Origin of the sequence: Sandaracinus amylolyticus (assembly GCF_021631985.1) — a bacterium.
In the GTDB taxonomy this organism is placed as follows: Bacteria; Myxococcota_A; Polyangia; order Polyangiales; family Sandaracinaceae; genus Sandaracinus; species Sandaracinus amylolyticus_A.
Window position 1 is genome coordinate 3,171,967 of record NZ_CP070225.1, and the last position, 21,100, is coordinate 3,193,066.

A 21,100-nucleotide genomic window follows, 5' to 3' on the forward strand; every position below is an offset into this window, starting at 1 on the left:
TCAGCGCGTCGCGTGCGCGATCGCGTCGAGCTCGTCGGTGAACACGGTGAAGACCGCGGTGCCGCGCTCCTTCTCGATGCGCTGCACCTGGAGGCGCCCCACCGCGCTCTTCACCAGCACCGACACGCTGCGGAACGGCCGGAGCAGCGCGGCGCTCGTCTCCGACGCGAAGCGCTCGAACTCCGGCTCGCTGCGTGGGCGCGCCGCACGCAGATCGAGCACCACGCCGTGGGTGCGTCGCTCCACCGTCGCCAGCGCGATCCCGAGCGACGCGTACGACGCACGCGCGTGCTCGATCGAGTCGAACGCGCGCTCGGTGCGCGCGAGGCGCACCAGGGAGCGTGCCGGATCCACCCAGGCCTCGAAGTATTCGTCGCGATACAGCATCCGTCCGAGGGTCCCTACTTGAGCGCCACAGCTCGGCGCCGCAAGACCTACGAGCGCGCCCGCTCCAGCGCGTCGAGCAGCGCGCCGATGTCCGGCGCTTCGATCGTGGTGGTCCCCGAGAGCACCGGCGCGGTCGTCACGATCTGCAGCTGCGAGCCGCTGACGCGCGCGGTCACGACGTAGGGCCAGGGCACCGAGAGCGTCACCGTGCGCTTCGGCAGCGCGCGATCGAAGACCGCGAACGCGCCCATCCCCCCACCCGCCAGCGCGAGGATCCCCAGCGCCGCGATCAGCTTGATCATCCCGTCGCCGAGGATCGCCACCGCCGCCACGACGAGCGCGAGCATGGCGACGATCCCGACGCCGACGGCCAGCACCGTCGCGAGCCCGCTGCGTCGCCGCGTCGTGTGGATCGTGACGCCCTCGCGACCCGCCCGGATCGTCCCCGGGCCCTCGAGCCCGGCATCGACCTCGGGCGAGGGCAACACGCCTCGCACGAAGCGCACCTCGAAGTCGCTCACGCCGCGGCTCCGCGCGCCGCGCGCCACAGCCCGACGAGCCGCTCGGCGACCTCGCGCGTCGGCACCGGCACGACCTTCTGTCCGAGCTGCACGCGATGCCCGACGGTCGTGCCGCGGCGCTGCACCTCGACGATCGTCGGCGCGGGCACGTCGCGATAGAGCACGGCATCGCGCACCGCGCCGCGCACGATCCACACCGCGCCCTGCTCGCAGAGCCGCCACTCCGGCTTGCCGCGCACATCGCGCACGCCGCCGACCAGGATCGCGAGCCCGATCAGGTTCCACGACCCGATGCACAGGAGCCCGGCGATCATGTCGCCGTTCACCTCGCTGCCGAGCGACGCATCACCGGCGAGCACCGCGACGACCGGGAAGAGCCCGATCGCGAGCGTCACGCCGCCACCGATCACACCACCCCACCCGATCGACGTCGGGTCTGGGTACGCGATCACCACTCGACCGAAGCGCGGATCCGTCGCGTCCATGCGCGCGACGCTATGACGCCGCGCGTTCGATCACCAGAGGGAGACGGTCAGAGCTCTTCGTGGATGACCCAGCGCGAGCGCGGATGACGCATGCGCGCGTGGCAGCGGATGCCGCTCGGACGCTGCCGCACGTCGTTCCACGTGAGCGGATCCATCGGCGTGAGCGAGCCGTTGCGATGCCGGATCCCCGGCCGCCACAGCGCGGCGGGATCGCAGTTCTGCCCCTGGAAGATCAGCTCGAAGTGCACGTGCGGACCGCGGCTGATCCCCGTCGATCCGACCTCCGCGATGATCGCGCCCGCGGGCACGCGCTCACCGGCGACCACGAAGTTCACCGAGTTGTGCGCGTACATCGTGACCCACCCGCCGGGATGCACGATCAGCACGGCGTTGCCGTAGCCCGGGATCTCGTCGCCCGCGTACCCGACCACGCCGGGCGCGCTCGCGCGCACGTTCCAGCCGATCTCGCCCATGATGTCGGTCGCGAGGTGATACCCACCCTCGCCCGACCCGTAGCCGCGCACGAACCAGCCGTTCGCGACCGGCCACCGCAGCGAGCCCGGCAGTCGATCGCGCCCGAACCCGCGGCTCGCCTCGCGCAGCCACGTCGGCTGCACGCGACCGTGCAGCAGCGCGCTGCCCGCCTGGTGCGATCCCATCCCGAGCCGTCGCGCCGCCGCGAGCGCGCGCTGCTGTGCGCCGCTGAGCACGCGCCGCATGCGGCCCTGGGTGTCGCGCTCGACGCCCGGCACGTAGAGCGTCGCGCCCTCGCGCAGCGCGTTCGCCTCGTCCGGCGAGAGACGGTTCGCCGCCATGATCTCGGCGACGCTCACCCCGAACGATCCCGCGAGCGACCAGATGGTCTCGCCGCGCTGCACGGTGTGGCGGAAGCCGCGGCTCTCGCGGCGCGCCGGCGCCTCGCGCGCGGCGCGCTCGACTGCGCGCTCCACGTCGCGCGCCGTGATGCCCGGCACCTGGATCGGCTGACCGGGGCGCAGCAGGCGCACCGCGTCGTCGTCGAGCTCGTTGCGCTCGAGGATCGCGGCGGCCGAGACCTCGTAGAGCGTCGCGATGTCCCAGAGCGTCTCGCCCTCGGCGATGCGATGCCACGCCGCGCCTTCGATCTCCGGGAGCGGCGCCGCGGCCGCGGCGGCGCGCTGCTCGGCGGTCTCCACCACGACGGGCGCGCTCGCGCCGGGGATGCGCAGCACCATGCCGCGCCGCAGCCGTCGCACGTCGCGATCGCGGAGACGGTTCGCCTCCATGATCGGCTCGACGCCGACGCCGTAGGCGCGCGCGATGTCCCAGAGCGTCTCGCCTTCGCCGACGGTGTGATCGATCCCCGCTGGCGGCTCGTCGCTCGGCGCCTCCACGACCGACTCGACGGGCGCCGCCTCGACGGGGCGCAGGCCCGCGTCGGGCTGGGTCTCTCCCGCGCCACCACACGCGACGAGCGCGATCAGCGCGAGCGCCGCGCCCACCGCGGCGATCGAGGGAACCCAACGCATCGGAGGCCCCCGTATAGCACGCGATGCGGTATGCCTGGTCGATGCGGCCGATCGCGCTGACCATCGCCGGCTCCGATCCCTCGGGAGGCGCGGGGATCCAGGCGGATCTCAAGACGTTCCACCAGCACGGCGTGTACGGCACCGCGGTGATCACGCTGCTCACGGCGCAGAGCACGCGAGGTGTGACGCGCGTCGACGTGTGCGCGCCCGACCTCGTGCTCGCACAGCTCGACACCTTGCTCGACGACCTCGCGCCGTGCGCCGCGAAGACCGGCGCGCTGGGCTCGGCCGCGGTGGTGCGCGCGATCGCGTCGCGCGCCGCGCGCTTCGCGTTCCCGCTGGTGGTCGACCCGGTGATGATCAGCAAACACGGCGCGCCGCTGCTCGACGAGGACGCGCGCGGCGCGGTCGCGGGCGAGCTCATGCCGGTCGCGGCGCTGTTCACGCCGAACGCACACGAGGCGAGCGCGCTCACCGGCATCGACGTGCGCACGCGCGAGGACGCCCGGCGCGCGGCGCGCGCGCTGGTCGAGCGAGGCGCGCGCGCCGCGCTCGTGAAGGGCGGCCACGTCGAGGGCGATCCCGTCGACGTGCTCGCGACGCGCGACGGAGCGCTGATCGAGATCGGCGGCGAGCGCATCGACACGCCGCACACCCACGGCACCGGCTGCACCTACTCCGCGGCGATCGCGGCGCACCTCGCGATGGGCGCGACGCTCGAGGACGCGATCCGCAGCGCGAAGGTCTGGCTCACCGAGGCGCTGCGCAGCGCGCCCGGCATCGGTCACGGTGTGGGCCCCGTGGACCACTTCTCGCGCGTCCCCACGCCGTGACCCGAGGCGCGCTACCATCGGCCCGCATGTCGATGCGCGCCCTTCCCTTCGCGATGCTCGCGGTGCTGCTCGCCGCGTGTGCCGCCGATCGCACCGCGATCCTCGTCGAGGTCACGTCGGCGGATCTCAACGCGCCCGAGGACGTCGACGAGCTGCGCTTCGAAGCGGTGTCGGAGTACGGCGCGCACATCGACAGCCGCCACGCGATCCAGGAGACGTGGCCGCACTCGCTGACGATCGTCCCGCCCGAGGGCGAGCGCATGGGCACGCTCACGATCACGGTGACCGGCCTCAAGGCGGGCGAGCTCGTCGTGCGTCGCGTCGTCACCACGTCGTTCCAGCGCGACGCCACGCGCCGCGTCGTCGTGACCTTCACCGGCGACTGCGTCGGCGTCGTGTGCGAGGACGGCGTCGACTGCGCGTCGGGCCGCTGCGTGGGCGGCGGCGAAGCGGACGCGGGCATGCCGGACGGCGGAAACGACGCGGGCGCGGTGGACGCGGGCGAGAGCGACGCGGGCACCATCGACGGCGCGGTCGACGACGGCGGCGCCCCGGACGGCGCGGTCGACGACGGCGGCGCGACCGACGCGGGCCGCGACGGCGGCAGCTTCGACGCCGGCATGGCGATCCCGTGCAACAGCGCGGCGTGCATCGGGCTCGTGGTGATCTCGGAGGTGTCGCCCCAGGGCGCGAGCAGCGCATCCGACGAGTTCGTCGAGCTCTACAATCGGAGCAACATGCCCGTCGACGTCGGAGGGCTCCGGATACGCTACGCGCCACAGAACCCAACGGCGGCGCTGACCGATCGAGCCGTCCTCCGCACCGGCACGGTCATCCTGCCGCATGGCTACCTGCTCGTGACGAGCAGCGGGTACACCGGCGCCGTTCCCGGCGACTCACGTGATGGCGAATCCGTCAACACGATCACCTGGACCCAAGGCATCGCGGCGAGCGGGAGCATCTTGCTGACGCTCGCCGATGGCACGACGCGGATCGACGCCGTCGGATGGGGTACCCCCGCGGTGTTCGAAGGAGCGGCCGCGCCTGCCCCTTCAGGGTCGCAGTCGCTCGAGCGTCGCGCACACGGCGGGGCGACCGCCGAATCGATGGGGCCCGGTGGGGCTGACGAGCTCGGGGGCAACGCTCAGGACACCGACGACAACGGGTCGGACTTCATCGTCCGCACGATGCGCGACCCGCAGAGCTCCTCGTCCCCGCGCGAGCCGTAGCCACGAAGCGCGCGAGTGGGGTCATCGCGAAGGGCCGACCGAGTACTCGGCCCAGAACGTCTGCCCGGCCACGGGCTCGGCGACGATCGGCTCACCACCGAGCGAAACTTCGCCCGAGAACGCGCCGCCGACCACGATGCGGTCCCCGGTCGCGCTCAGGCCTGCCACGCTCCGCGCGGGATACGAGCGGGACCACTGGTGGACGCCCGTGGTGCCGTCGTATCCAGCGATCAACACGGCGAAGCCAGTCGGAGGAGCAGTGAGCAGCTCACCCCCGACGCTGATCGCCTGAGTGAACGCCGTCCCGACGAAGACCTCACCGCCGACGCTCGCCAGAAGCGGCGGCGTCACTTCACCCGAGCCGTAGCGGCTCGCCCACGCGACTGCTCCGTCGCTCGGGCCAAGACCCGCGACGTACAGGTCGAAACCACCGCGCCTGACGAGCTCGGCATCACCGATGGTCGTGGTCGGCGACCCGACGTTCCCGGCGACATGCACCATCCCGGGCGTCGTCACCACCGCCGTCGCGTAGTCGTCGTCGAGCCCCGCGATGTGCGTGGTCCAGCGGTGGAGCCCCTCGTGCGTGAGCGCGACGACGAAGCCGTCCACCTGTCCGGCGTTGCGAAGGTTCGGCCCGCCGAAGCTCGCGAGCGCGCTCTCGAAGTAGCCAGCGGCGTAGATGCCATCGGCGTCCACGGCGACGGAGACAAGTCCCTCGTCCCCGTCGCCACCCATCGGGCGCGCCCACTCGAGCGCGCCGGCCGGTGAAACGCGTGCGATGAACACATCGCTCCAGCCTTGCGCGCGCACGAGCGTCGCGAGATTCACATCCCCTGCGAACGATCCGGCGACGATGAGGTCGCCGTCCTCGGCGAGCGCCATGGCGCTGATCCCGATGCCACCGCCGCTCGCTGCGTCGAAGACTCGGAGCACCTGCGGCACGCCGAGCGTCGAGTACTCGACCACGAAGGCATGCTGCCGCTCGCCGGCCACGAGCTCGGGGGTTCCGAAAGCCGAGGTGCGGCCGCTGAACCCGCCCGCGATGACGACTCGACCATCCGGCCGCACGACGACCGCCCTCGGTCGCATCGCGCCATCGATCGACGAGAGCGAATGCGACCAGCGGTGACCGCCATCACGTCCGAAGAACGCCACGAACGACTCCCCCGCGATCGCCCCATCTCCGAAGTCTTCATCACGAGCGAACCCGACGATCGCGAAGCCATCTGCCGAGGCGGCGAGTGACATGATTTGCGTCGCGCTCGTTCGTCCGAGGGCGCCCGAGCGAACGTGGATGGGAAGGGGCTCGCACCGCAGGTCGACGCACGCGGCGGCCGCTCCACACGAGCTCTCGTCCACCCGATCGTCGCAATCCTGGTCGACGCCGTCACATTCCTCGGCGGTGCAGAGCCCCGCATCCGTCGCGCCGGCGGCCCCGTCCGCAGGATCGACGCCGGCGTCGTCCGTCGCCGCCCCGCACATCCCCGCGTCGTCCGCCAGCGCGCCTCCTCGGCATACGCAGCGCCCGAGCGACTCGTCGTACTCGTGTGTCGTGCCGCATCGCAGTGGCTCGCGGCAGCCGGTCATCGCCACGAGCACCACCATCCCCACCAGAGCGTGTCGCATGCGCGGTTTGTCGTAACCGGCGCGCGCGCGTTGCGCGACCCGCTACGCTCCGCGCAGGGAGGGCAGCCATGAGCTCCAAGCAGGTCGCCGATCGAGACAAGTCCGCGCGCGCCGTCGTCGCCGCGATCACCCAACACCGCGACGCCGTCGAGGCCGCGCTCACAGCCACGCTCTCGCCGTATCTCGAGCGCGGCGAGCGCATGCCCGATGTCGGCTTGCTGCTCACGCTGATCGGACGCCGGCTCAGCGCGCTGGCCGGCGATCTCACCACCGCCGATCGCGCGCACGAGCGCGAGCTCGCCGACGACCCCGCGCCGCGCCAGCGTCGTGACGAAGCCGTCGCCGCGGTGCGCCGCATCGTCGTCGCGCTACGGGGGACGGTGGAGAGCAACCACGGCGACGCCGGACTGCAGGCGCTCGGCCTCTGGGACCCGCCGCCCGCGGATCCTTCGCGGCTCCGGCTCTACGGCGAGGCGCTCGTCGAATCGCTGCTGGGCGACGACGTCGTGCTCCCCGCGCCGGAGTCGGACGCGATCGCGTTCGACCGAGCGAAGCTCGCGCGCCGCCTCCGCGCTCCGCTCGACGCCCTCGCCGACGCCCTCGCCGACGTGACGCGTGAGGAGAAGGAAGCCGACACGACGCAGCTCACCAAGAACGCCGCGATGAACGCGCACGACCACGCGTTCCCCCGCCTCGCCGGTCTCCTCGCGGCGCTCGCGCGCGCCGTCGGTCTCGACGACCTCGCCGCGCGCATGAGGCCCTCGGGGCGTCGCGCCGGCGTCCTCGCCGAGCCGGACGAGCCCGCGCCGGCGCCCGAGCCCTCCGCGGACTGAAATTCACCTGTTCCCGGGCCCGCGGCCCGTTCTCCGACCGAAGAGCCGCCCTGGCCCGCGGCCGCTCGCGAATTCGCACCGAAGAACGCGTCTGGCCCTGGGCCAGACGCGTTTTTTCGCGAGAGAACGGCTCCTGCCGCCGGCGAGCGGCGATCTCCTGCGAAAGAAGGGCTCCGGCACGACGTAGAGCAGTGGCCCGGAGCAGCGCGAGTGACCCTCGCAAGACACGGACGGGTCTGGTACCGTCGCTCCACGCGATGACGACCGTCACCGAGGCGGCCAAGCGTCTGGGGCTCGACCCGCACTCCCTGGAGAAGGCGGAGCTCGAGGACCTCCGGCGCGACCCGGTGCTGGCGCAGCAGTTCGCTCGTCGGCTCGCTTCGATCGCGCGCGATCTCCTCCCAGGAGCCGCGCTCTCGGTCGAAGATCTACGCGACATCCTCGAGGTCGCGGTCCAGGGCGCGCGCGCCCAGGAGCGCATCGTCGAGGGTCGCTACCTGCGCAAGCGGGTGCGCGAGCAGTGCGCGTACGCCGAGCGCTATGGCGAGAGCTTCGCGCTCGTCGTCCTGCGCCTCGAGAACGAGCCTCACCCGGGCGTGTACTCGAGCGCGCTGGAGCACGTCGTCGAGAAGCTGCGGCGCTCCGACATGGCCACGCTCTATCGACGTCGCGTCGCGATGCTGCTGCCGCGCATCGTCCCGTCGTCGCTCGATCCGCTCGTGGCGCGCATCCGCGCACGCCTCGATCTCACCGCCGGACAGCCGGTGGTGCAGGAGACCGACACGCTCGTGTTCCCGAACGAGCTGCACCGCGACACGCAGTCGGTGCTCGACTGGCTCGAGGACGCGCTGCGCACCGACTGAGCGATCGCGAATTCGCCGAGAAACAAAGGCGAAACAGCGTGCTCCGGCTTGCTCGGCGTCGATCGCGCCTCATAGAATCGGAGCTGTGCGATCGCTGCGTAGAGCACGACGTCTCGCGGTGCCCTCCTTCTTGGTGCTGGTCGCTGCGCTGCTCGCGTTCCGCGGCGAGATCTTCGCCTCGGCGGAGCGCGCGCCCACGCCGGCCGCCTCCGCACCAGCGCGCGATCGGCCGAGCCTCGGTCGCGCGATCGCCATCGAGGATCCGTCGGGGCGCGCCCTCGCGCGCTTCCACGCCGCGCTGCGCCGCGCCGAGGCCCACGAGGGCCAGGCACGCATCGTCGTCTGGGGCGCGTCACACACCGCGGGCGACGAGTACGCGGGGATGCTGCGGCGCTCGCTGCAGGAGCGCTTCGGCGACGCCGGGCCCGGCTTCGTGAGCCCGGTGAAGCCGTTCCGCGGGTGGAACCATCGCGCCGCACACGCCGACTCGGGCGGCGCGTGGCGCGTGCTCCGCGGTGATCGCGGGCCGGTGGGCGAGCGCTACGGGCTCGCGGGCTACGCGGTCGAGTCGCAGGCCGGCGGCGCGTGGGCCAGCCTCGACACCGCGCGCGCCGAGACCGGACCGCGCAACGTCGGCAGCTACGAGGTGTTCTTCCTCAAGCAGCCCGGCGGCGGTCGCTTCGAGGTGCGCATCGACGATCAGCCCGCCGCGGTCGTCGACACCGACGCCGCCGCGGCGCACGCCGGGTACGCGCGCTTCCGCGTGCGCGACGATGCGCATCGCCTGACGGTGCGCGCGATGGACGACGCGCCGGTGCGCGTCTTCGGCGTCGCGATGGAGCGCGATCGATCGGGCGTCGTGCTGGACACGCTCGGCATCCCGGGCTCGCGCGCTCGCTCGCAGCTGCGCTGGGACGACACGCTCCATCGCGAGCACCTCCGGCGTCGTCGCCCCGACCTCGTCGTGCTCGCGTACGGCACCAACGAGAGCGAGGACGTCGACGTGCCGCTGCGTCGCTACGAGAGCGATCTCCGTCGCGTGGTGCGTCGCGTGCGCGGCACCGCGCCGCAGGCATCGTGTCTGCTGATCGGACCGAGTGATCGCCCGCTCGCGCAGCCCGACGGCACGTGGGCGCCGCGCCCGCTCACGCAGGACGTGATCGCGGTGCAGCGACGCGTCGCGGCCGAGCAGGGCTGCGGCTTCTTCGACCTCGTCGCGTTCATGGGCGGCCCGATGTCGATGCTCGAGTGGGTCGCGTCGGATCCGCCGTTCGGGCGCGAGGATCACGTGCACCTCACGTGGCATGCCCACCGGCGTCTCGCCGACGTGCTCGAAGCTGCGCTGCTCGAGGGCCTCGAGCCGGAGAACTGAATCGACCACGGAGAACACAGAGGGCCGCAGAGAATTCGATCTTCTCTGCGGCCCTCTGCGGTTGATTCTTCGGCGGCGGCTAGCGCGCGCAGAAGCCTTCGTAGTCGATGTACTCGTGGATCGTCGGGTTCGATCCACACACCGGGCACTCGGGGTCGCGGCGCAGCTTCAGCGTGCGGAACTGCATCTTCATCGAGTCGTACGTCAGCAGGCGACCGACGAGCGGCTCGCCCTTGCCGAGGATGATCTTGATCGCCTCGGTCGCCTGCACGGTCCCGATCACGCCCGGAAGGATCCCGAGCACGCCCGCCTCCGCGCAGCTCGGCGCGAGGTGCGCAGGCGGCGGCTCCGGGTACAGGCAGCGATAGCAGGGGCCCTTCTCGGGCCAGAACGTCGTGACCTGTCCGTCGAAGCGGAAGATCGATCCGTGGACCACCGGGATCTTCTTCCAGACGCTCGCGTCGTTCACGAGGTAGCGCGTCGGGAAGTTGTCGAGCCCGTCGACGATCACGTCCCAGCCGTGATCGAACACCTCGTCGACGTTGGCGCTCGTGAGCCGCGACTGGAAGGGGATCACCTTCACGTCGGGGTTGAGGTTCTGCATCGTGCGCGCGGCGCTCTCGACCTTCGGCGTGCCGACGCGATCGGTGCCGTGGAGCACCTGACGCTGCAGGTTCGACGCGTCGACCGCGTCGTTGTCGATGATGCCGATCGTGCCGACACCCGCCGCCGCGAGGTAGAGCGCGGCCGGCGATCCGAGCCCGCCCGCGCCGAGCAGCAGGACGCGCGCGTTGAGGAGGCGCTCCTGACCGCGCTCGCCGACCTCGGGCAGGAGGATGTGGCGCGAGTAGCGATCGAGCTGCGCGGGCGTGAGCTCCGCGGGCTTCTCGAGCGGATAGCCGAGATCCTTCCAGCGCACGAAGCCGGGGTTGGCGCTCTCGACGTTCTGGTAGCCGAGCTCGCTCAGCGTCTTCGCCGCGAACGCGCTGCGCACGCCGCCCGCGCAGTACACAACGATCTTCGCCTTCTTGTCCGGGAGCTTCGACTCCGCTTGCATCTCGAGGAAGCCGCGCGGCAGGTGCAGCGCGCCGGGCACGTAGCCCTGCCGCCACTCGTCCTTCTCGCGCACGTCCACGAAGACGTATCCTTCGCGCGCCTCGAGCCGGCGCTTGATCTCCTCGAGCGAGACCTGCTGCACCGAGCCCTTCACGTCCTGCAGCAGATCGGCGTACGTCCTGGCCATCCGGAGATTCCCTCGTGAAAAGTGCGGGAACTATGGTGGCGCAGCGCTACGAGCGTCAAGGAGAGGAACGGATTCTCCCGTGTCCCACCGGGAAATGCACCCCTGTGGAGTCGCGAAGGCGACAAGCGGTACAGTGTCGCGGGATGAACGCCTTGGCTTTTGGCGGACGAGCGGCGCTGCTCGCCATGGGCGCGCTCGCCGTCGCGTGTGGACCCGTGTCCGTCGACGACGCGGACGCGTCGATCCCCGCGAGCGATGCCGGCCCGCCCGACGCCGGACCGCCGCGCGCCATCTTCGAGGTCCCGCGCACCGGCGACGAGCCGCTCTTCGATCTGCCGTGGCCGAGCGATCTGCGTCGCACGAGCGAGGGCACGATCGACGTGCAGGCGTTCCCGAACCCGCGCAGCAATCGCCTCGTACGCCGCTACGTCGAAGCGACCACCGCGCGCCTGCGCGGCTTCGGCACCAACGGCGCGATCTACTTCCGGTTCTCGCGCGACATCGATCCCGCGAGCCTGCCCGCGAGCCCCGAAGCGAGCGTGCGCGACGACGCGAGCGTGTTCGTCGTCGACCTCGATCCCGAGAGCGACACGTACCTCGAGCGCCATCCGATGGTCGTCGTGGCGAACGACGCCGCGACGCTCTTCTGGCCCGCGAGCACCATCGCGATGCGCCCGGTGCACGGCCTGCCCCTCGCGGGCGGTCGTCGCTACGCCGCGGTGGTCACGCGCCGCGTGCGCGCGCAGGGCGGCGAGACGCTGGCGCGCGATGCCGACCTCGAGGCGCTGATCGCGGGCGGCGGCGACGCCTCCATCGAGACCGCGCGCGCGATGTACCAACCCGCGCTCGATGCGCTCGCCGAGGGCGGGATCGCGACCGACGACGTGCTCTCGATCGCGGTGTTCACGACGCACGATCCGGTCGCCGAGCTCGCGCTCTTCCGCGACTGGATGCACGCGGAGTATCCCGCGCCGACGCCGCGCGATGCGACCTGGATGCGCACCGATCGCGCGTCGTACACCGAGCTCACGGGCACGTACGGGCCGGTGCCGATCTTCCAGGAGGGCGAGCTGCCGTACGCGTCGGAAGGCGGCGCGATGGAGCCCGGTGCCGACGGCGAGCCCGTGGTGCACGGCGAGTACGACGCGCGCTTCGCGCTGACGGTTCCGCTCGGCGAGATGCCGGAGAACGGCTATCCGCTGGTGCTCTACGCGCACGGCACCGGCGGCGACTATCGCTCGTTCATCGACGACAGCACGGGACCGCGCCTCGCGGCCTCGGGCATCGCCGCGATGGGCATCGATCAGATCCACCACGGCGATCGAGACCCGACCCGGGGCTCGCCGGAGCTCCTCTTCTTCAACATCCAGAACCCCGACGCGGCGCGCGACAACAACCGGCAGAGCGCGCTCGACATCGTGCAGCAAGCGCGGCTGGTGCCCGCGCTCGTGGTGCCGATGCGCATCGCGGATCGTGGGGGGCGCGAGATCCGGTTCGACCCCGAGCGCGTGTTCTTCTTCGGACACTCGCAGGGCGGGCTCGTGGGGCCGGTCTATCTCGGCATCGACGACGGAGTGAGCGCGGCCGTGATCAGCGCGGGCAGCGCAGTGCTCGCGTACGCGCTGCTCGAGAAGGAAGAGCCGCTCTCGATCCCCGACGTGGTGCGGGTCGCGCTGCAGCTGCCGGGCAGCTCGGTGGAGGACGCGTTCGAGTCGGAGCACTTCGGCTTCGAGCATCCGGTGATCACGCTCGTGCAGTCGTGGATCGACGCGAGCGACGGCTCGAACTTCGGCCACCTCGCGTTCGCCTCGCCGCGCCCCGGCTTCGCGCCGAAGAGCGTGCTCTCGACCGAGGGCCTGATGGACGAGTTCTCGCCGCCGGGAGCGATCGAGGCGCTCGCGACGGCGATGCGCGTGCCGCAGGTCGAGCCGATCGCACGCAGCATCCCGGCCCACGAGCTGCTCGGCATCGCGCCGGTGAGCGGCGCAGTCACCGCGAACGTCGCGGGCGGTCAGGCGACCGCAGGGCTGCTGCAGTATCCGTCGCAGGGGCACTTCGCGGTGTTCCGCGACACGAGCGCGCAGGCGCGCATCCGCGGGTTCCTCGAGTCCGCGGCGGCCGGCGTGCCGGTGATCCCCGCACCCTGATTTTCGATCGACGGAGGCCCAGGCGGATGCGAGCGCGAGGCGACGAGAGACGGGCGATGCGGTGGTGGCTCCGTGTGATCGTGGCGGGCGCGATCGCGTGCACAGGCTGCGCGACGGGCAGCGGCGGCGTCGAGGACGCGGGCAGAGGCCAGGACGCGAGCACGCTCGACGGAGCGGTGGCGGACGCGGGGCGCGACGGTGGGCGCGACGCGAGCGTCGACGCGATGGTGATCGACTCGGGACCGCGCGACAGCGGCATGCCGATCGACTCGGGCACCGACGCGGGCGCGATGGACTCGGGGCCCGCGACCTGCCCGCCGACGGCGACCAACCTCGCGATCGTCGAGCTGATGATCCGGACCGAGACCGGCACCGAGGATCGCGGCGAGTGGATCGAGCTGCTGAACGCAGGTGACTGCCTGATCGACCTCGGTGGGCTCGAGATCTCGAGCCCTCCTGCGACGTACACGATCCCGGCGGGACACCTCCTCGAGCCCGGTGAGCGCTTCGTGCTCGCGCAGAGCACCGTCGCGGCGGAGAACCGCGGGCTCGTCTACGACCTCTCGTACACCGGCTCGAACATCGTGCTCGACAACAACGGCGACACGCTCGCGCTGATCGCCGGCGGCACGACCATCGACAGCATCACGTGGAGCTCCGCGATCGTCCCGGAGAAGTACTCGTTCGAGTTCCCGGACACCCGCCCGATCGCGCAGAACGCGTCGCTCGGCAACTGGTGCCAGGCGAGCATCAGCAACATCTACTCGAACACCGCCGGAGGCCCGTACTACGGCACGCCGGGCGCGCCGAACGGAGCTTGCCCCTGACTCTTCGTCAGCGCCTCGACCGGCGCTGACACCCTGACACGACGTCGTGGCTGGCCATCGACATCGTGGCAGCTCGCGGGATGACGCGAGTCGCGCGGAACACGCGCGATCACCGAGAAAACAGGGTCGGAACGCGTGTGGTCCGGCCCTTGCTCGACGGGCGTGCTCGGGAGGTCCCGATGAACGTCGAGCGAGAGACGCGTACCTGCCAGATGGTCGACTTCGAGCGCGAGGTGCTGCGGCACCGACGCGAGCTGATCGGCGCCGGGCTACGACTGACCGGCTCACGCGCCGAGGCCGAGGACCTGGTGCAGGACGCGGTCATGCGCGCTTGGACCTTCTGGCACCGCTTCGAGCCGGGCACGAACGGGCGCGCGTGGATGCATCGCATCCTGCTCAACACGTTCATCAACGGCTATCGCCGCAAGCGCCGCGAGCGCGACATCCTGCAGGCGGTGCACGCCGAGGAGCTGCGCGAGCAGGGCTGGGATGGCCACATCGGAGACGCGCCCGGCGAGGGGCTCGGCGACGAGGTCCAGGCCGCGCTCGACGCGCTGCCCGAGGACTTCCGCCGCGTCGTGGTGCTCGTCGATCTCGAGGAGCGCTCGTACCGCGACGCCGCCGACGCGATCGGCTGCCCGATCGGCACCGTGATGTCGCGCCTGCACCGCGCGCGTCGCGCGATGAAGCGCCAGCTCGAGGAGTACGCGGACCGCGAAGGCTACGTCGCCGAGGCCGCGTGAGCGCGCGAGCGCGCCAGCGCGTGCGGCACGGCGTCCGCGACCTCGCGCGCGAAGAGCCCACGATCCGCGACCGCGGCGAGCTCGCCTGCCATCGCGTGCGCGAGCACGCCGGCACACGCCGCGTGGAAGACGTCGTCCTGGTGAGGTCCCGACGACGCCAGCAGCGCCGCGATCACGCCGCTCAGCACGTCGCCCGTGCCCGCCACGCCGAGCGCCGGCGTCCCTGCGGGGCACACGGCGAGACGCTGGCGTGACGCGATGATCGTGCGCGCGCCCTTGAGCACGACGATCTGACCGGTGCGCGCCGCGAGCTGCTCCGCGGCGTGATAACGCGCGGCCTGGACCTCGGCGGTGGTGGTGCCGAGGAGACGCGAGGCCTCGCCGGGGTGCGGCGTGAGCACGCGCGGCGCGCGCGCTTTCGTGAGCACGGTGGGATCGGCGGCGAGCGCGGTGAGCGCGTCGGCGTCGAGCACGAGCGGGATCGTCGCTTCGACCGCGAGGCGCGTCGCGTAGGCGCGCGCCGTCGCGTCGAGACCGACGCCGGGGCCGAGCACGCCTGCGTCGCGTTGCTCGCACTCGCGCAGCGCAGCGGCGACACCGGCCTCGAGCGCCTCGGGGATCTCGGTGGTCATCAGCTCGATCACCTTCGCGTCGAGCGCGGCGCGCGCGGCTCCGCGAGGTGCCAGCGTCACGAGCCCTGCGCCGGCGCGCATCGCGCCGAGGCCCGAGAGCAGCGCCGCGCCGGTGCGCCCCGGCGAGCCCGCGAAGATCGCGACGTGCCCGGCGCTGCCCTTGTGCGCATCGGCCGGACGCACCGGCACCAGGCGCGCGAGATCGGATCGCTCGAGCAGCGATGCGCGCGTGTCGGTCGGCGCAGGCACGCCGATGTCGACGAGCACGACCTCGCCCGCGTGATCGACCCCCGGATGCTGATGGAGCCCGCGCTTGTGCGCGGCGAACGTAGCGGTGACGCGCGCGGGCAGCACCACGCCGAGCACCGCGCCGGTCTGCGCGTCGAGGCCGCTGGGCAGATCGAGCGCGAAGCACGGCACTCCGCTCGCCGCGAGCTTCGTGATCGCCGCGGCGCGGAACCCGTCGATCGCGCGATCGAGCCCGGTGCCGAAGATGCCGTCGACGATCACGCTCGCGCGCGTCGCGAGCGACTCGAGGTGATCGAGATCGCCCTCCGCGATCACCCGCACGTCGATGCCGAGCCCGCGCAGCGCGTCGAGGTTCACCCGCGCGTCGCCCGCGACCTTCGCGGGATCGCCGAGCACGACGCACTCGGGCCGCACGCCGCGCACCACGAGGTGCCGCGCGACCACCCACGCATCGCCGCCGTTCTGTCCGGGCCCGCCCACGATCAGCGGACGGCGCAGTCGATCCGCGAAGCGTGCGCACAGCACGTCGGTCGCGCCGCGCCCCGCGTTCTCCATCAGCACGAGCCCGGGCACACCCGCCGCGATCGCCTTCCCGTCGATCGCCCTCGATTCGTCCCGTCCGACGAGCGGCAGCATCGCAACCGGCCTCCGATCTGGTCCCCGCGCAGCGCCGCCGCAGGCGGCGGCCGGGGTTCGAAAGGGGGCGGAGCCCCCTCGGGAAATCAGCGCAGCTGCTCGCCCTCTTCGATCGCGCGCAGGAAGCGCTGCACCGCGCGATCGAGACCGACCAGCACCGCGTCCGAGATCAGCGCGTGGCCGATGTTGAGCTCGACCAGCTCGGGCACGCGCGCGACCAGCGGGACCACGTTGCGCGCGGTGAGGCCGTGCCCCGCCGCGACCTTCATCGACGGCGCGTGCACGCGCGCGTAGCTCGCGGCGCGCGCGAGTCGATCGAGCTCGGTCGTCTCGTGCCCGCGTCGCGCTTCTTCGGCGTAGTCGCCGGTGTGCAGCTCGATCATCGCAGCGCCGGTCTCGATCGAGGCCTGCACCTGATCCTCGTCGGGATCCACGAACAGGCTCGTCGGGATGCCCGTCGCGTCGAGGCGCTCGCGCACGTTGCGCAGCGCCGCGAGCTGACCGCGCACGTCGAGCCCGCCCTCGGTGGTGCGCTCCTCGCGGCGCTCGGGCACCAGCGTGACGAGGTCGGGCCGCACCTGCAGCGCGATGCGGACCATCTCCTCGGTCGCCGCCATCTCGAGGTTCAGCATCGTCTTCACGGTGCGGCGCAGGACCTCGACGTCGCGCAGCTGGATGTGCCGCCGATCCTCGCGGAGGTGGACCGTGATGCCGTGCGCGCCGGCCCACTCGCAGAGCATCGCGGCCTCGACGGGATCCGGATATTCGGTGCCGCGCGCCTGACGGATGGTCGCGACGTGATCGACGTTGACGTGGAGACGAACGCGCATGGGATCGCGCGAATGTAGCACCCACGTGCTCCGGCGACGCAGCGTGCCAAGTGGACCACTGGGGCTACACGTCGAGGACCAAGCCGTCCTCGGCGAGCACGAGCTCGCCCGTGTAGCCCGCGGTGCGCACCTCGCCTGCGACGTCGACGTCGTCGCACTGCGGATAGAAGTGCGTGAGCACCACGCGCGAGAGCTGCGCGTCCACGGCGGTCTCCGCGGCGGTGCGCGTGTTCAGGTGCTTCGTCGTCGCGCGCGCGGCGGGATAGCTGCATTCGAGCAGCGCGACGTGGGCGCCGCGACAGAGCGCGACCAGCTCCGGGCACTTGCCGGTGTCGCCGCTGAACGCGAGCACGCGCCCGCCGCAGGTCACGCGCAGCCCGAGCGAGCCCGCGACGTGCAGCACCTCGCGCGTGTCGATCGTGAAGGGCCCGACGATGCGTCGATCGCCGTCCTTCATCTCGATCACCTCGCGCATGCCGAAAGGATCCATCACGGCGCTGCCGTAGAGACCTTCGAGCCCATCGACGAGCGCGTGGTGCCCGACCGGGCCGATCATCGCGAGCGGCGTGCGCACCGGCGGATCGGGCACGTTGCGCCCGAACATCACGGGCGCGAGGTCCGCGCAGTGATCGACGTGGTGGTGCGTCACCACGATCGCGCGCACGCGCTCGAACGTGATCCCGAACGCGGGCCAGCGTCGCGTGCTGCCGGGCCCGCACTCGATGAGCAGCACCTCGCCGCTCGGTGCGATCAGCGCATAGCCGCTCGCGCCGCGTCGCGGATGCGGGATCGCGGTGCCCGAGCCGAGGATCGCGAGCTTCAGACGTAGTCTCCGCTGACGCGCACGAGCGTGTGGTGCTCGTGCGTTCGTGCGAGCACGACGTCGACGGTCTCGGTCCGACACTGCGCGTGCCACACCAGCAGATGCGCGACGAGCCGGATCAGATCCGAGTCGTGCAGGTTCGGCGCGCGATCGAGCAATCGCACGCCCCACTGCTCGCGCCCCTCGAACACCTCGGCGCGCGCGATGGTGGTGCCCGCCTCGTCGATCACGTCCCAGTGCTGCTGGGCGCGCGTCGAGACGTCGTCGACGCGCGCGCGTTGTGGAGGGACGCGCTGGTAGCGCATCCGATCGAGCGCGAGCCCCGTCCCGTCCATCGCCCCCTCCGTGATCTCGCTACGGCTCGTAGCGCCGCCGCAGCAGCTCGCCGATCGCATCGCGGATCGAAGGCTCCACGTACCCGACCTGATTCTCGAGCCGCTCGACCGTGCCCTTCGCGCGGGCGATGCGCTCCGCGTCGAGGTGCGCGGTCTCGGCGTTCACCGTCGCGATCACGTCGCGCGCGATCTCGGCGAGCTGCTTCTTGCGCTTGCCGTAGGTCGCCTCGCGGACCTGCTGGATGTAGCGCGGGAAGAGGCGCGGATAGCTGACCTTCTCGCCGGGATGATCGAGCGCGTGCGCGGCCACCGCGCTGATCAGATCGCGCCGGAACGAGTCGTTGTTCCGCTGCACGCCGAGCATGCCCTCGACGTTCTCCATCAGCTTCTGATCGGGCTCCTCGTACTGCCCGGTCACCGGGTTGTAGACGCGCTCGCGCTTCACCCAGTTCGACACGTGCATCACGTACTTGTCGAAGAGATCGAGGTACTGCGTCTCCTCCACGAGGCCCGTGCTCCTGCGGAACTCGTCGTCGACACGATCGAGCCAGCGCTCGCGCACGACGTCGACGAACCCGCGGTGATCGTGGTAGCCGCCCTCCGGCGTCTCCTTGAGGAAGTCGTAGTCGTCGGCCTCGCAGAGCTCGCGGATGCGCGCGAGCACCGCGAGCGGCGAGAGGCACTTGAACGCGGGGTCCTGCGCTGCGTCGAGGAGCAGCACGCGGATCTCGCGCGGCGACGCGCCGGTCGAGCCCTCGTAGTTCGGCCAGGTGTCGGTCTCGTGCTTCACCTCGGCGAAGTTCGCGCGGAGGATCTGCGCCTCTTCGTTCGAGAAGCGGTTCGGGATCACCAGGTCCGCGTAGTACTCGGCCTTCTCGATCGGCGTGAGCGACGACGCGAGCTGTCCGAGCTTCTTGTTGTCGTAGCTGTCGGGCTGCGGGCGGCGGAGGCGCGTGAGCGTCGCCCAGAGCGCGGCGACGTAGGTCGCGTGGGGCGCGACGTGCGTGCGCACCTGGGGGACGATCTGCGCGTCGTAGATGCCCTGCTCGGCCTTGTAGTCGAGCAGGTAGGGCACGCGCACGAGCGACAGACGACCGCGGAACGAGCGGTACTCGTGGTGCTCGCGGAACGCCTTGAGGTGGATGTCGTTCGACGTCGAGACGAACACCGCGTTGAGCGGGAGCACGCTCTGCGAGAGCGCGATCTCGCCCTCCTCCACCGCGAGCAGCAGGTAGCGCCATGCATCGAGCGGGCGCTTCAGCAGATCGCTGAACTCGAGGAGACCACCGCTCGCGTCGACGAGCTCGCCGTGCGTCTCGTAGAGCGAGAGCGACGCCAGCGACGCGGGCAGCGCCGCGAGCGAGCGATCCATCGTGATCTGCCGCTCCTGCGCGTCGACGGCCATCTGCGGGCCGATCGTCACCGCGGCCTGGCGATAGCGCTCCGAGACGTAGAAGCGCTCGACCCGCACGTGCGCGAGCACGCGCCGCAGATCGCCGCGATACGCCGTGAGCAGCGCCTCGAAGATCTGCTTGTTCTTCGCGCCGAGCTGGCCCTCCATCACGAGCGCGGTCGGCACTTCCTGGATGCCCGCGGCCTCGTACGCGTCGCGCACCAGGCGACGTCGCTCGGGGCGCGGGACCAGCAGGAGCGGGCTCTCGCGGAGCTCGCTCACCATGCGCAGATCGATCTGCGCGTCGGGCAGGTGCGCGAACGATCCGTCGCGCATCATCGAGTCGTCGTTCGAGCCGAAGCCGACGGTGCGACCGTCGCGACCGCGCGGGAAGATCCACGAGAAGACGTAGAGCGCGCCGTCGTCGGTCTCGGAGTACGACTCGAGGCCCTTCATCATGCAGTGCACGAAGGTCGACTTCGCGCTGCCGTTCGGGCCGTGCAGCATCACGAGCTTGTTGATGCGGCCCTCGCGCACGAAGTTGCCGAGCACGCGATAGAACGCCTGCTGGATGTCCTCGTGGCCGACGAGGTAGTCGTGGCGGCGGCGCCCGTCGGTCTCCTTCAGGAACGCGAGATCGAAGAGCTTGAAGCGCGTCGTCGGGCCGCCGGGCTTCGCGAGCGTCTCCTTGCCGAAGTGATCGAAGCAGTCGCGCAGGTAGCGCGCTGCGTCGCGGCTGTGACGCCACGGGTGCTGGCGAAAGAGCGCGAGGTACTCCTCGTAGGAGAGCACGCGCTTCTGCGACGCGAAGCGATCGCGAATCGAAGCGCCGATGCGCTCCAGGACTTCCGAGCTGTCTAGCTTGGGGCCGTTGTCCATGCGGTTGCGGCGAGCTCCGTGTCGGAAGGATTCGTTTGCTGGTTCGCGGACAGACCGCCGCGAACGGGAACGTGATCGCCTCGACGCGTCGAGGCGATCACGGCGAGACGATCACTGCGTCGCGGTCGCGCCCTCGGCGGGCGCGGCGGCGCCGCCGACCGGCAGGACGAGCGCGAGCGTGCGGCAGTCGGGCATGCACGACTCCGGCGTGCACACCGCGAAGTCGACCTCCGCGACCACGCGGTGCTCGCCCGCGGCGCGCGCGGTGAAGGGCACCTGGAAGCGGGCGCGCGGCTCGACCATCTCGGCCGCGTCGTCGGGCCCGAGCTCGGCGCGCTGGAACGCGACCTCACCGGGGCCCTGCAGGCGGATCGCCATCGGGTACTGCGTGTTCACGTGGTAGTTGCCGCGCGGCGTGAGCGCGATGTCGAAGCGGCCCTCCTCACCGGGTGCATAGGGCCCGCCTGCGGTCGCGCGAAGCTCGAACGTCGGATCCTCCGCGACCTCGCGCGCCGCGGCGGCGTCACCACAGCCTCCCCCGGGCGCGGGCGCCTGCGCGGCGGTCGGCGCGCCGCTGCCTGCCCCTTCGGGCGCCGCGGTCGGCTCCGCCGCTCGCTCTTCACCTCCGCACGCCACCATCGCGAGCGCGCAGAAGAGGGCGCCCACGGCACGAACGACTCCGCGCATCCTGACCTCCACCATCTCT

Annotated in this window: 20 protein-coding genes; 8 read left to right on the forward strand and 12 right to left on the reverse strand. The window is 71.6% G+C overall.

The features are described 5' to 3' along the window. From I5071_RS13135 to I5071_RS13150, 4 genes are all read right to left on the reverse strand, one after another. Complete coding sequence (locus I5071_RS13135; RefSeq protein WP_236605784.1) at positions 1 to 354, reverse strand: hypothetical protein; 354 nt, start codon at positions 352 to 354, stop codon at positions 1 to 3. Between the two features lie 80 nt (positions 355 to 434). Then, complete coding sequence (locus tag I5071_RS13140) at positions 435 to 908, reverse strand: hypothetical protein (RefSeq protein ID WP_236605785.1); 474 nt, start codon at positions 906 to 908, stop codon at positions 435 to 437. Further along, on the reverse strand, positions 905 to 1,393 hold the full coding sequence (locus I5071_RS13145) for a hypothetical protein (protein WP_236605786.1): 489 nt from the start codon (positions 1,391 to 1,393) through the stop codon (positions 905 to 907). The genes I5071_RS13140 and I5071_RS13145 overlap by 4 nt, the downstream gene beginning before the upstream one ends. A 47-nt stretch (positions 1,394 to 1,440) precedes the next feature. Continuing rightward, entirely contained in the window at positions 1,441 to 2,901 is a 1,461-nt protein-coding gene (locus I5071_RS13150; RefSeq protein ID WP_236605787.1) for a LysM peptidoglycan-binding domain-containing protein, read from the reverse strand. Positions 2,902 to 2,942: 41 nt separating this feature from the next. Here I5071_RS13150 and thiD point away from each other — a divergent pair, with 41 nt between their 5' ends. Further along, complete coding sequence (thiD, locus tag I5071_RS13155; protein WP_236605788.1) at positions 2,943 to 3,734, forward strand: bifunctional hydroxymethylpyrimidine kinase/phosphomethylpyrimidine kinase; 792 nt, start codon at positions 2,943 to 2,945, stop codon at positions 3,732 to 3,734. Further along, positions 3,731 to 4,963 carry a lamin tail domain-containing protein gene (locus I5071_RS13160; protein ID WP_236605789.1) on the forward strand — a complete coding sequence of 411 codons (1,233 nt, stop codon included), beginning with the start codon at positions 3,731 to 3,733 and terminating at the stop codon, positions 4,961 to 4,963. Before thiD ends, I5071_RS13160 begins: the two co-directional genes overlap by 4 nt. 21 nt (positions 4,964 to 4,984) lie before the next feature. On the opposite strand, the gene I5071_RS13165 is transcribed toward I5071_RS13160, so the two are convergent. After that, positions 4,985 to 6,589, reverse strand: coding sequence for a hypothetical protein (locus tag I5071_RS13165; protein ID WP_236605790.1), 1,605 nt, complete (start codon positions 6,587 to 6,589; stop codon positions 4,985 to 4,987). A gap of 68 nt (positions 6,590 to 6,657) precedes the next feature. Here I5071_RS13165 and I5071_RS13170 point away from each other — a divergent pair, with 68 nt between their 5' ends. From I5071_RS13170 to I5071_RS13180, 3 genes are all read left to right on the forward strand, one after another. Continuing rightward, positions 6,658 to 7,422, forward strand: a complete 765-nt coding sequence (locus I5071_RS13170) for a hypothetical protein (protein WP_236605791.1) — start codon at positions 6,658 to 6,660, stop codon at positions 7,420 to 7,422. 257 nt (positions 7,423 to 7,679) lie between these two features. After that, the gene (locus tag I5071_RS13175) at positions 7,680 to 8,285 is read left to right on the forward strand and encodes a hypothetical protein (RefSeq protein ID WP_236605792.1); all 606 of its coding nucleotides are present in this window, start codon (positions 7,680 to 7,682) and stop codon (positions 8,283 to 8,285) included. 118 nt (positions 8,286 to 8,403) lie between these two features. Then, complete coding sequence (locus I5071_RS13180; RefSeq protein ID WP_236605793.1) at positions 8,404 to 9,657, forward strand: GDSL-type esterase/lipase family protein; 1,254 nt, start codon at positions 8,404 to 8,406, stop codon at positions 9,655 to 9,657. Between the two features lie 79 nt (positions 9,658 to 9,736). Here I5071_RS13180 and moeB read toward each other — a convergent pair whose 3' ends face one another. Next, entirely contained in the window at positions 9,737 to 10,900 is a 1,164-nt protein-coding gene (gene moeB / locus I5071_RS13185; protein ID WP_236605794.1) for a molybdopterin-synthase adenylyltransferase MoeB, read from the reverse strand. Between the two features lie 185 nt (positions 10,901 to 11,085). On the opposite strand from moeB, the gene I5071_RS13190 reads away from it, so the two are divergent. From I5071_RS13190 to I5071_RS13200, 3 genes are all read left to right on the forward strand, one after another. Continuing rightward, a complete protein-coding gene (locus tag I5071_RS13190; RefSeq protein WP_236605795.1) occupies positions 11,086 to 13,047 on the forward strand; it encodes a hypothetical protein in 1,962 nt (653 codons plus the stop codon). 56 nt (positions 13,048 to 13,103) lie between these two features. Further along, positions 13,104 to 13,874, forward strand: coding sequence for a lamin tail domain-containing protein (locus I5071_RS13195; RefSeq protein ID WP_236605796.1), 771 nt, complete (start codon positions 13,104 to 13,106; stop codon positions 13,872 to 13,874). Between the two features lie 179 nt (positions 13,875 to 14,053). Next, on the forward strand, positions 14,054 to 14,617 hold the full coding sequence (locus I5071_RS13200; RefSeq protein WP_236605797.1) for a sigma-70 family RNA polymerase sigma factor: 564 nt from the start codon (positions 14,054 to 14,056) through the stop codon (positions 14,615 to 14,617). On the opposite strand, the gene I5071_RS13205 is transcribed toward I5071_RS13200, so the two are convergent. From I5071_RS13205 to I5071_RS13230, 6 genes are all read right to left on the reverse strand, one after another. Then, positions 14,596 to 16,134, reverse strand: a complete 1,539-nt coding sequence (locus I5071_RS13205) for an NAD(P)H-hydrate dehydratase (RefSeq protein ID WP_236605798.1) — start codon at positions 16,132 to 16,134, stop codon at positions 14,596 to 14,598. The two genes, I5071_RS13200 and I5071_RS13205, sit on opposite strands and share 22 nt — an antisense overlap. Before the next feature lie 86 nt (positions 16,135 to 16,220). After that, positions 16,221 to 16,964, reverse strand: a complete 744-nt coding sequence (locus I5071_RS13210) for a pyridoxine 5'-phosphate synthase (protein ID WP_236605799.1) — start codon at positions 16,962 to 16,964, stop codon at positions 16,221 to 16,223. 64 nt (positions 16,965 to 17,028) lie between these two features. Then, the gene (locus tag I5071_RS13215) at positions 17,029 to 17,880 is read right to left on the reverse strand and encodes a ribonuclease Z (protein WP_329611157.1); all 852 of its coding nucleotides are present in this window, start codon (positions 17,878 to 17,880) and stop codon (positions 17,029 to 17,031) included. Further along, on the reverse strand, positions 17,784 to 18,122 hold the full coding sequence (locus tag I5071_RS13220; protein WP_236605801.1) for a hypothetical protein: 339 nt from the start codon (positions 18,120 to 18,122) through the stop codon (positions 17,784 to 17,786). Before I5071_RS13220 ends, I5071_RS13215 begins: the two co-directional genes overlap by 97 nt. Positions 18,123 to 18,141: 19 nt before the next feature. After that, positions 18,142 to 20,307: a PrkA family serine protein kinase gene (locus tag I5071_RS13225; RefSeq protein ID WP_236605802.1), complete on the reverse strand. Its 2,166-nt coding sequence runs from the start codon at positions 20,305 to 20,307 to the stop codon at positions 18,142 to 18,144. Positions 20,308 to 20,505: 198 nt separating this feature from the next. Then, positions 20,506 to 21,060 (reverse strand): hypothetical protein, encoded by a 555-nt coding sequence (locus I5071_RS13230; protein ID WP_236605803.1) that lies wholly within the window; start codon positions 21,058 to 21,060, stop codon positions 20,506 to 20,508. Positions 21,061 to 21,100 lie beyond the last annotated feature (40 nt).

What these genes read in the sequence shown, in the direction of transcription:
- I5071_RS13195 (WP_236605796.1), top strand. Translation starts at nt 13,104, where the DNA reads ATGCGGTGGTGGCTCCGTGTGATCGTGGCGGGCGCGATCGCGTGCACA.
- I5071_RS13200 (WP_236605797.1), top strand. Translation starts at nt 14,054, where the DNA reads ATGAACGTCGAGCGAGAGACGCGTACCTGCCAGATGGTCGACTTCGAG.
- I5071_RS13150 (WP_236605787.1), bottom strand. Translation starts at nt 2,901, where the DNA reads ATGCGTTGGGTTCCCTCGATCGCCGCGGTGGGCGCGGCGCTCGCGCTG.
- I5071_RS13190 (WP_236605795.1), top strand. Translation starts at nt 11,086, where the DNA reads ATGGGCGCGCTCGCCGTCGCGTGTGGACCCGTGTCCGTCGACGACGCG.
- I5071_RS13220 (WP_236605801.1), bottom strand. Translation starts at nt 18,122, where the DNA reads ATGGACGGGACGGGGCTCGCGCTCGATCGGATGCGCTACCAGCGCGTC.
- I5071_RS13205 (WP_236605798.1), bottom strand. Translation starts at nt 16,134, where the DNA reads ATGCTGCCGCTCGTCGGACGGGACGAATCGAGGGCGATCGACGGGAAG.
- I5071_RS13145 (WP_236605786.1), bottom strand. Translation starts at nt 1,393, where the DNA reads ATGGACGCGACGGATCCGCGCTTCGGTCGAGTGGTGATCGCGTACCCA.
- I5071_RS13210 (WP_236605799.1), bottom strand. Translation starts at nt 16,964, where the DNA reads ATGCGCGTTCGTCTCCACGTCAACGTCGATCACGTCGCGACCATCCGT.
- I5071_RS13175 (WP_236605792.1), top strand. Translation starts at nt 7,680, where the DNA reads ATGACGACCGTCACCGAGGCGGCCAAGCGTCTGGGGCTCGACCCGCAC.
- I5071_RS13165 (WP_236605790.1), bottom strand. Translation starts at nt 6,589, where the DNA reads ATGCGACACGCTCTGGTGGGGATGGTGGTGCTCGTGGCGATGACCGGC.
- I5071_RS13170 (WP_236605791.1), top strand. Translation starts at nt 6,658, where the DNA reads ATGAGCTCCAAGCAGGTCGCCGATCGAGACAAGTCCGCGCGCGCCGTC.
- moeB (WP_236605794.1), bottom strand. Translation starts at nt 10,900, where the DNA reads ATGGCCAGGACGTACGCCGATCTGCTGCAGGACGTGAAGGGCTCGGTG.
- thiD (WP_236605788.1), top strand. Translation starts at nt 2,943, where the DNA reads ATGCGGCCGATCGCGCTGACCATCGCCGGCTCCGATCCCTCGGGAGGC.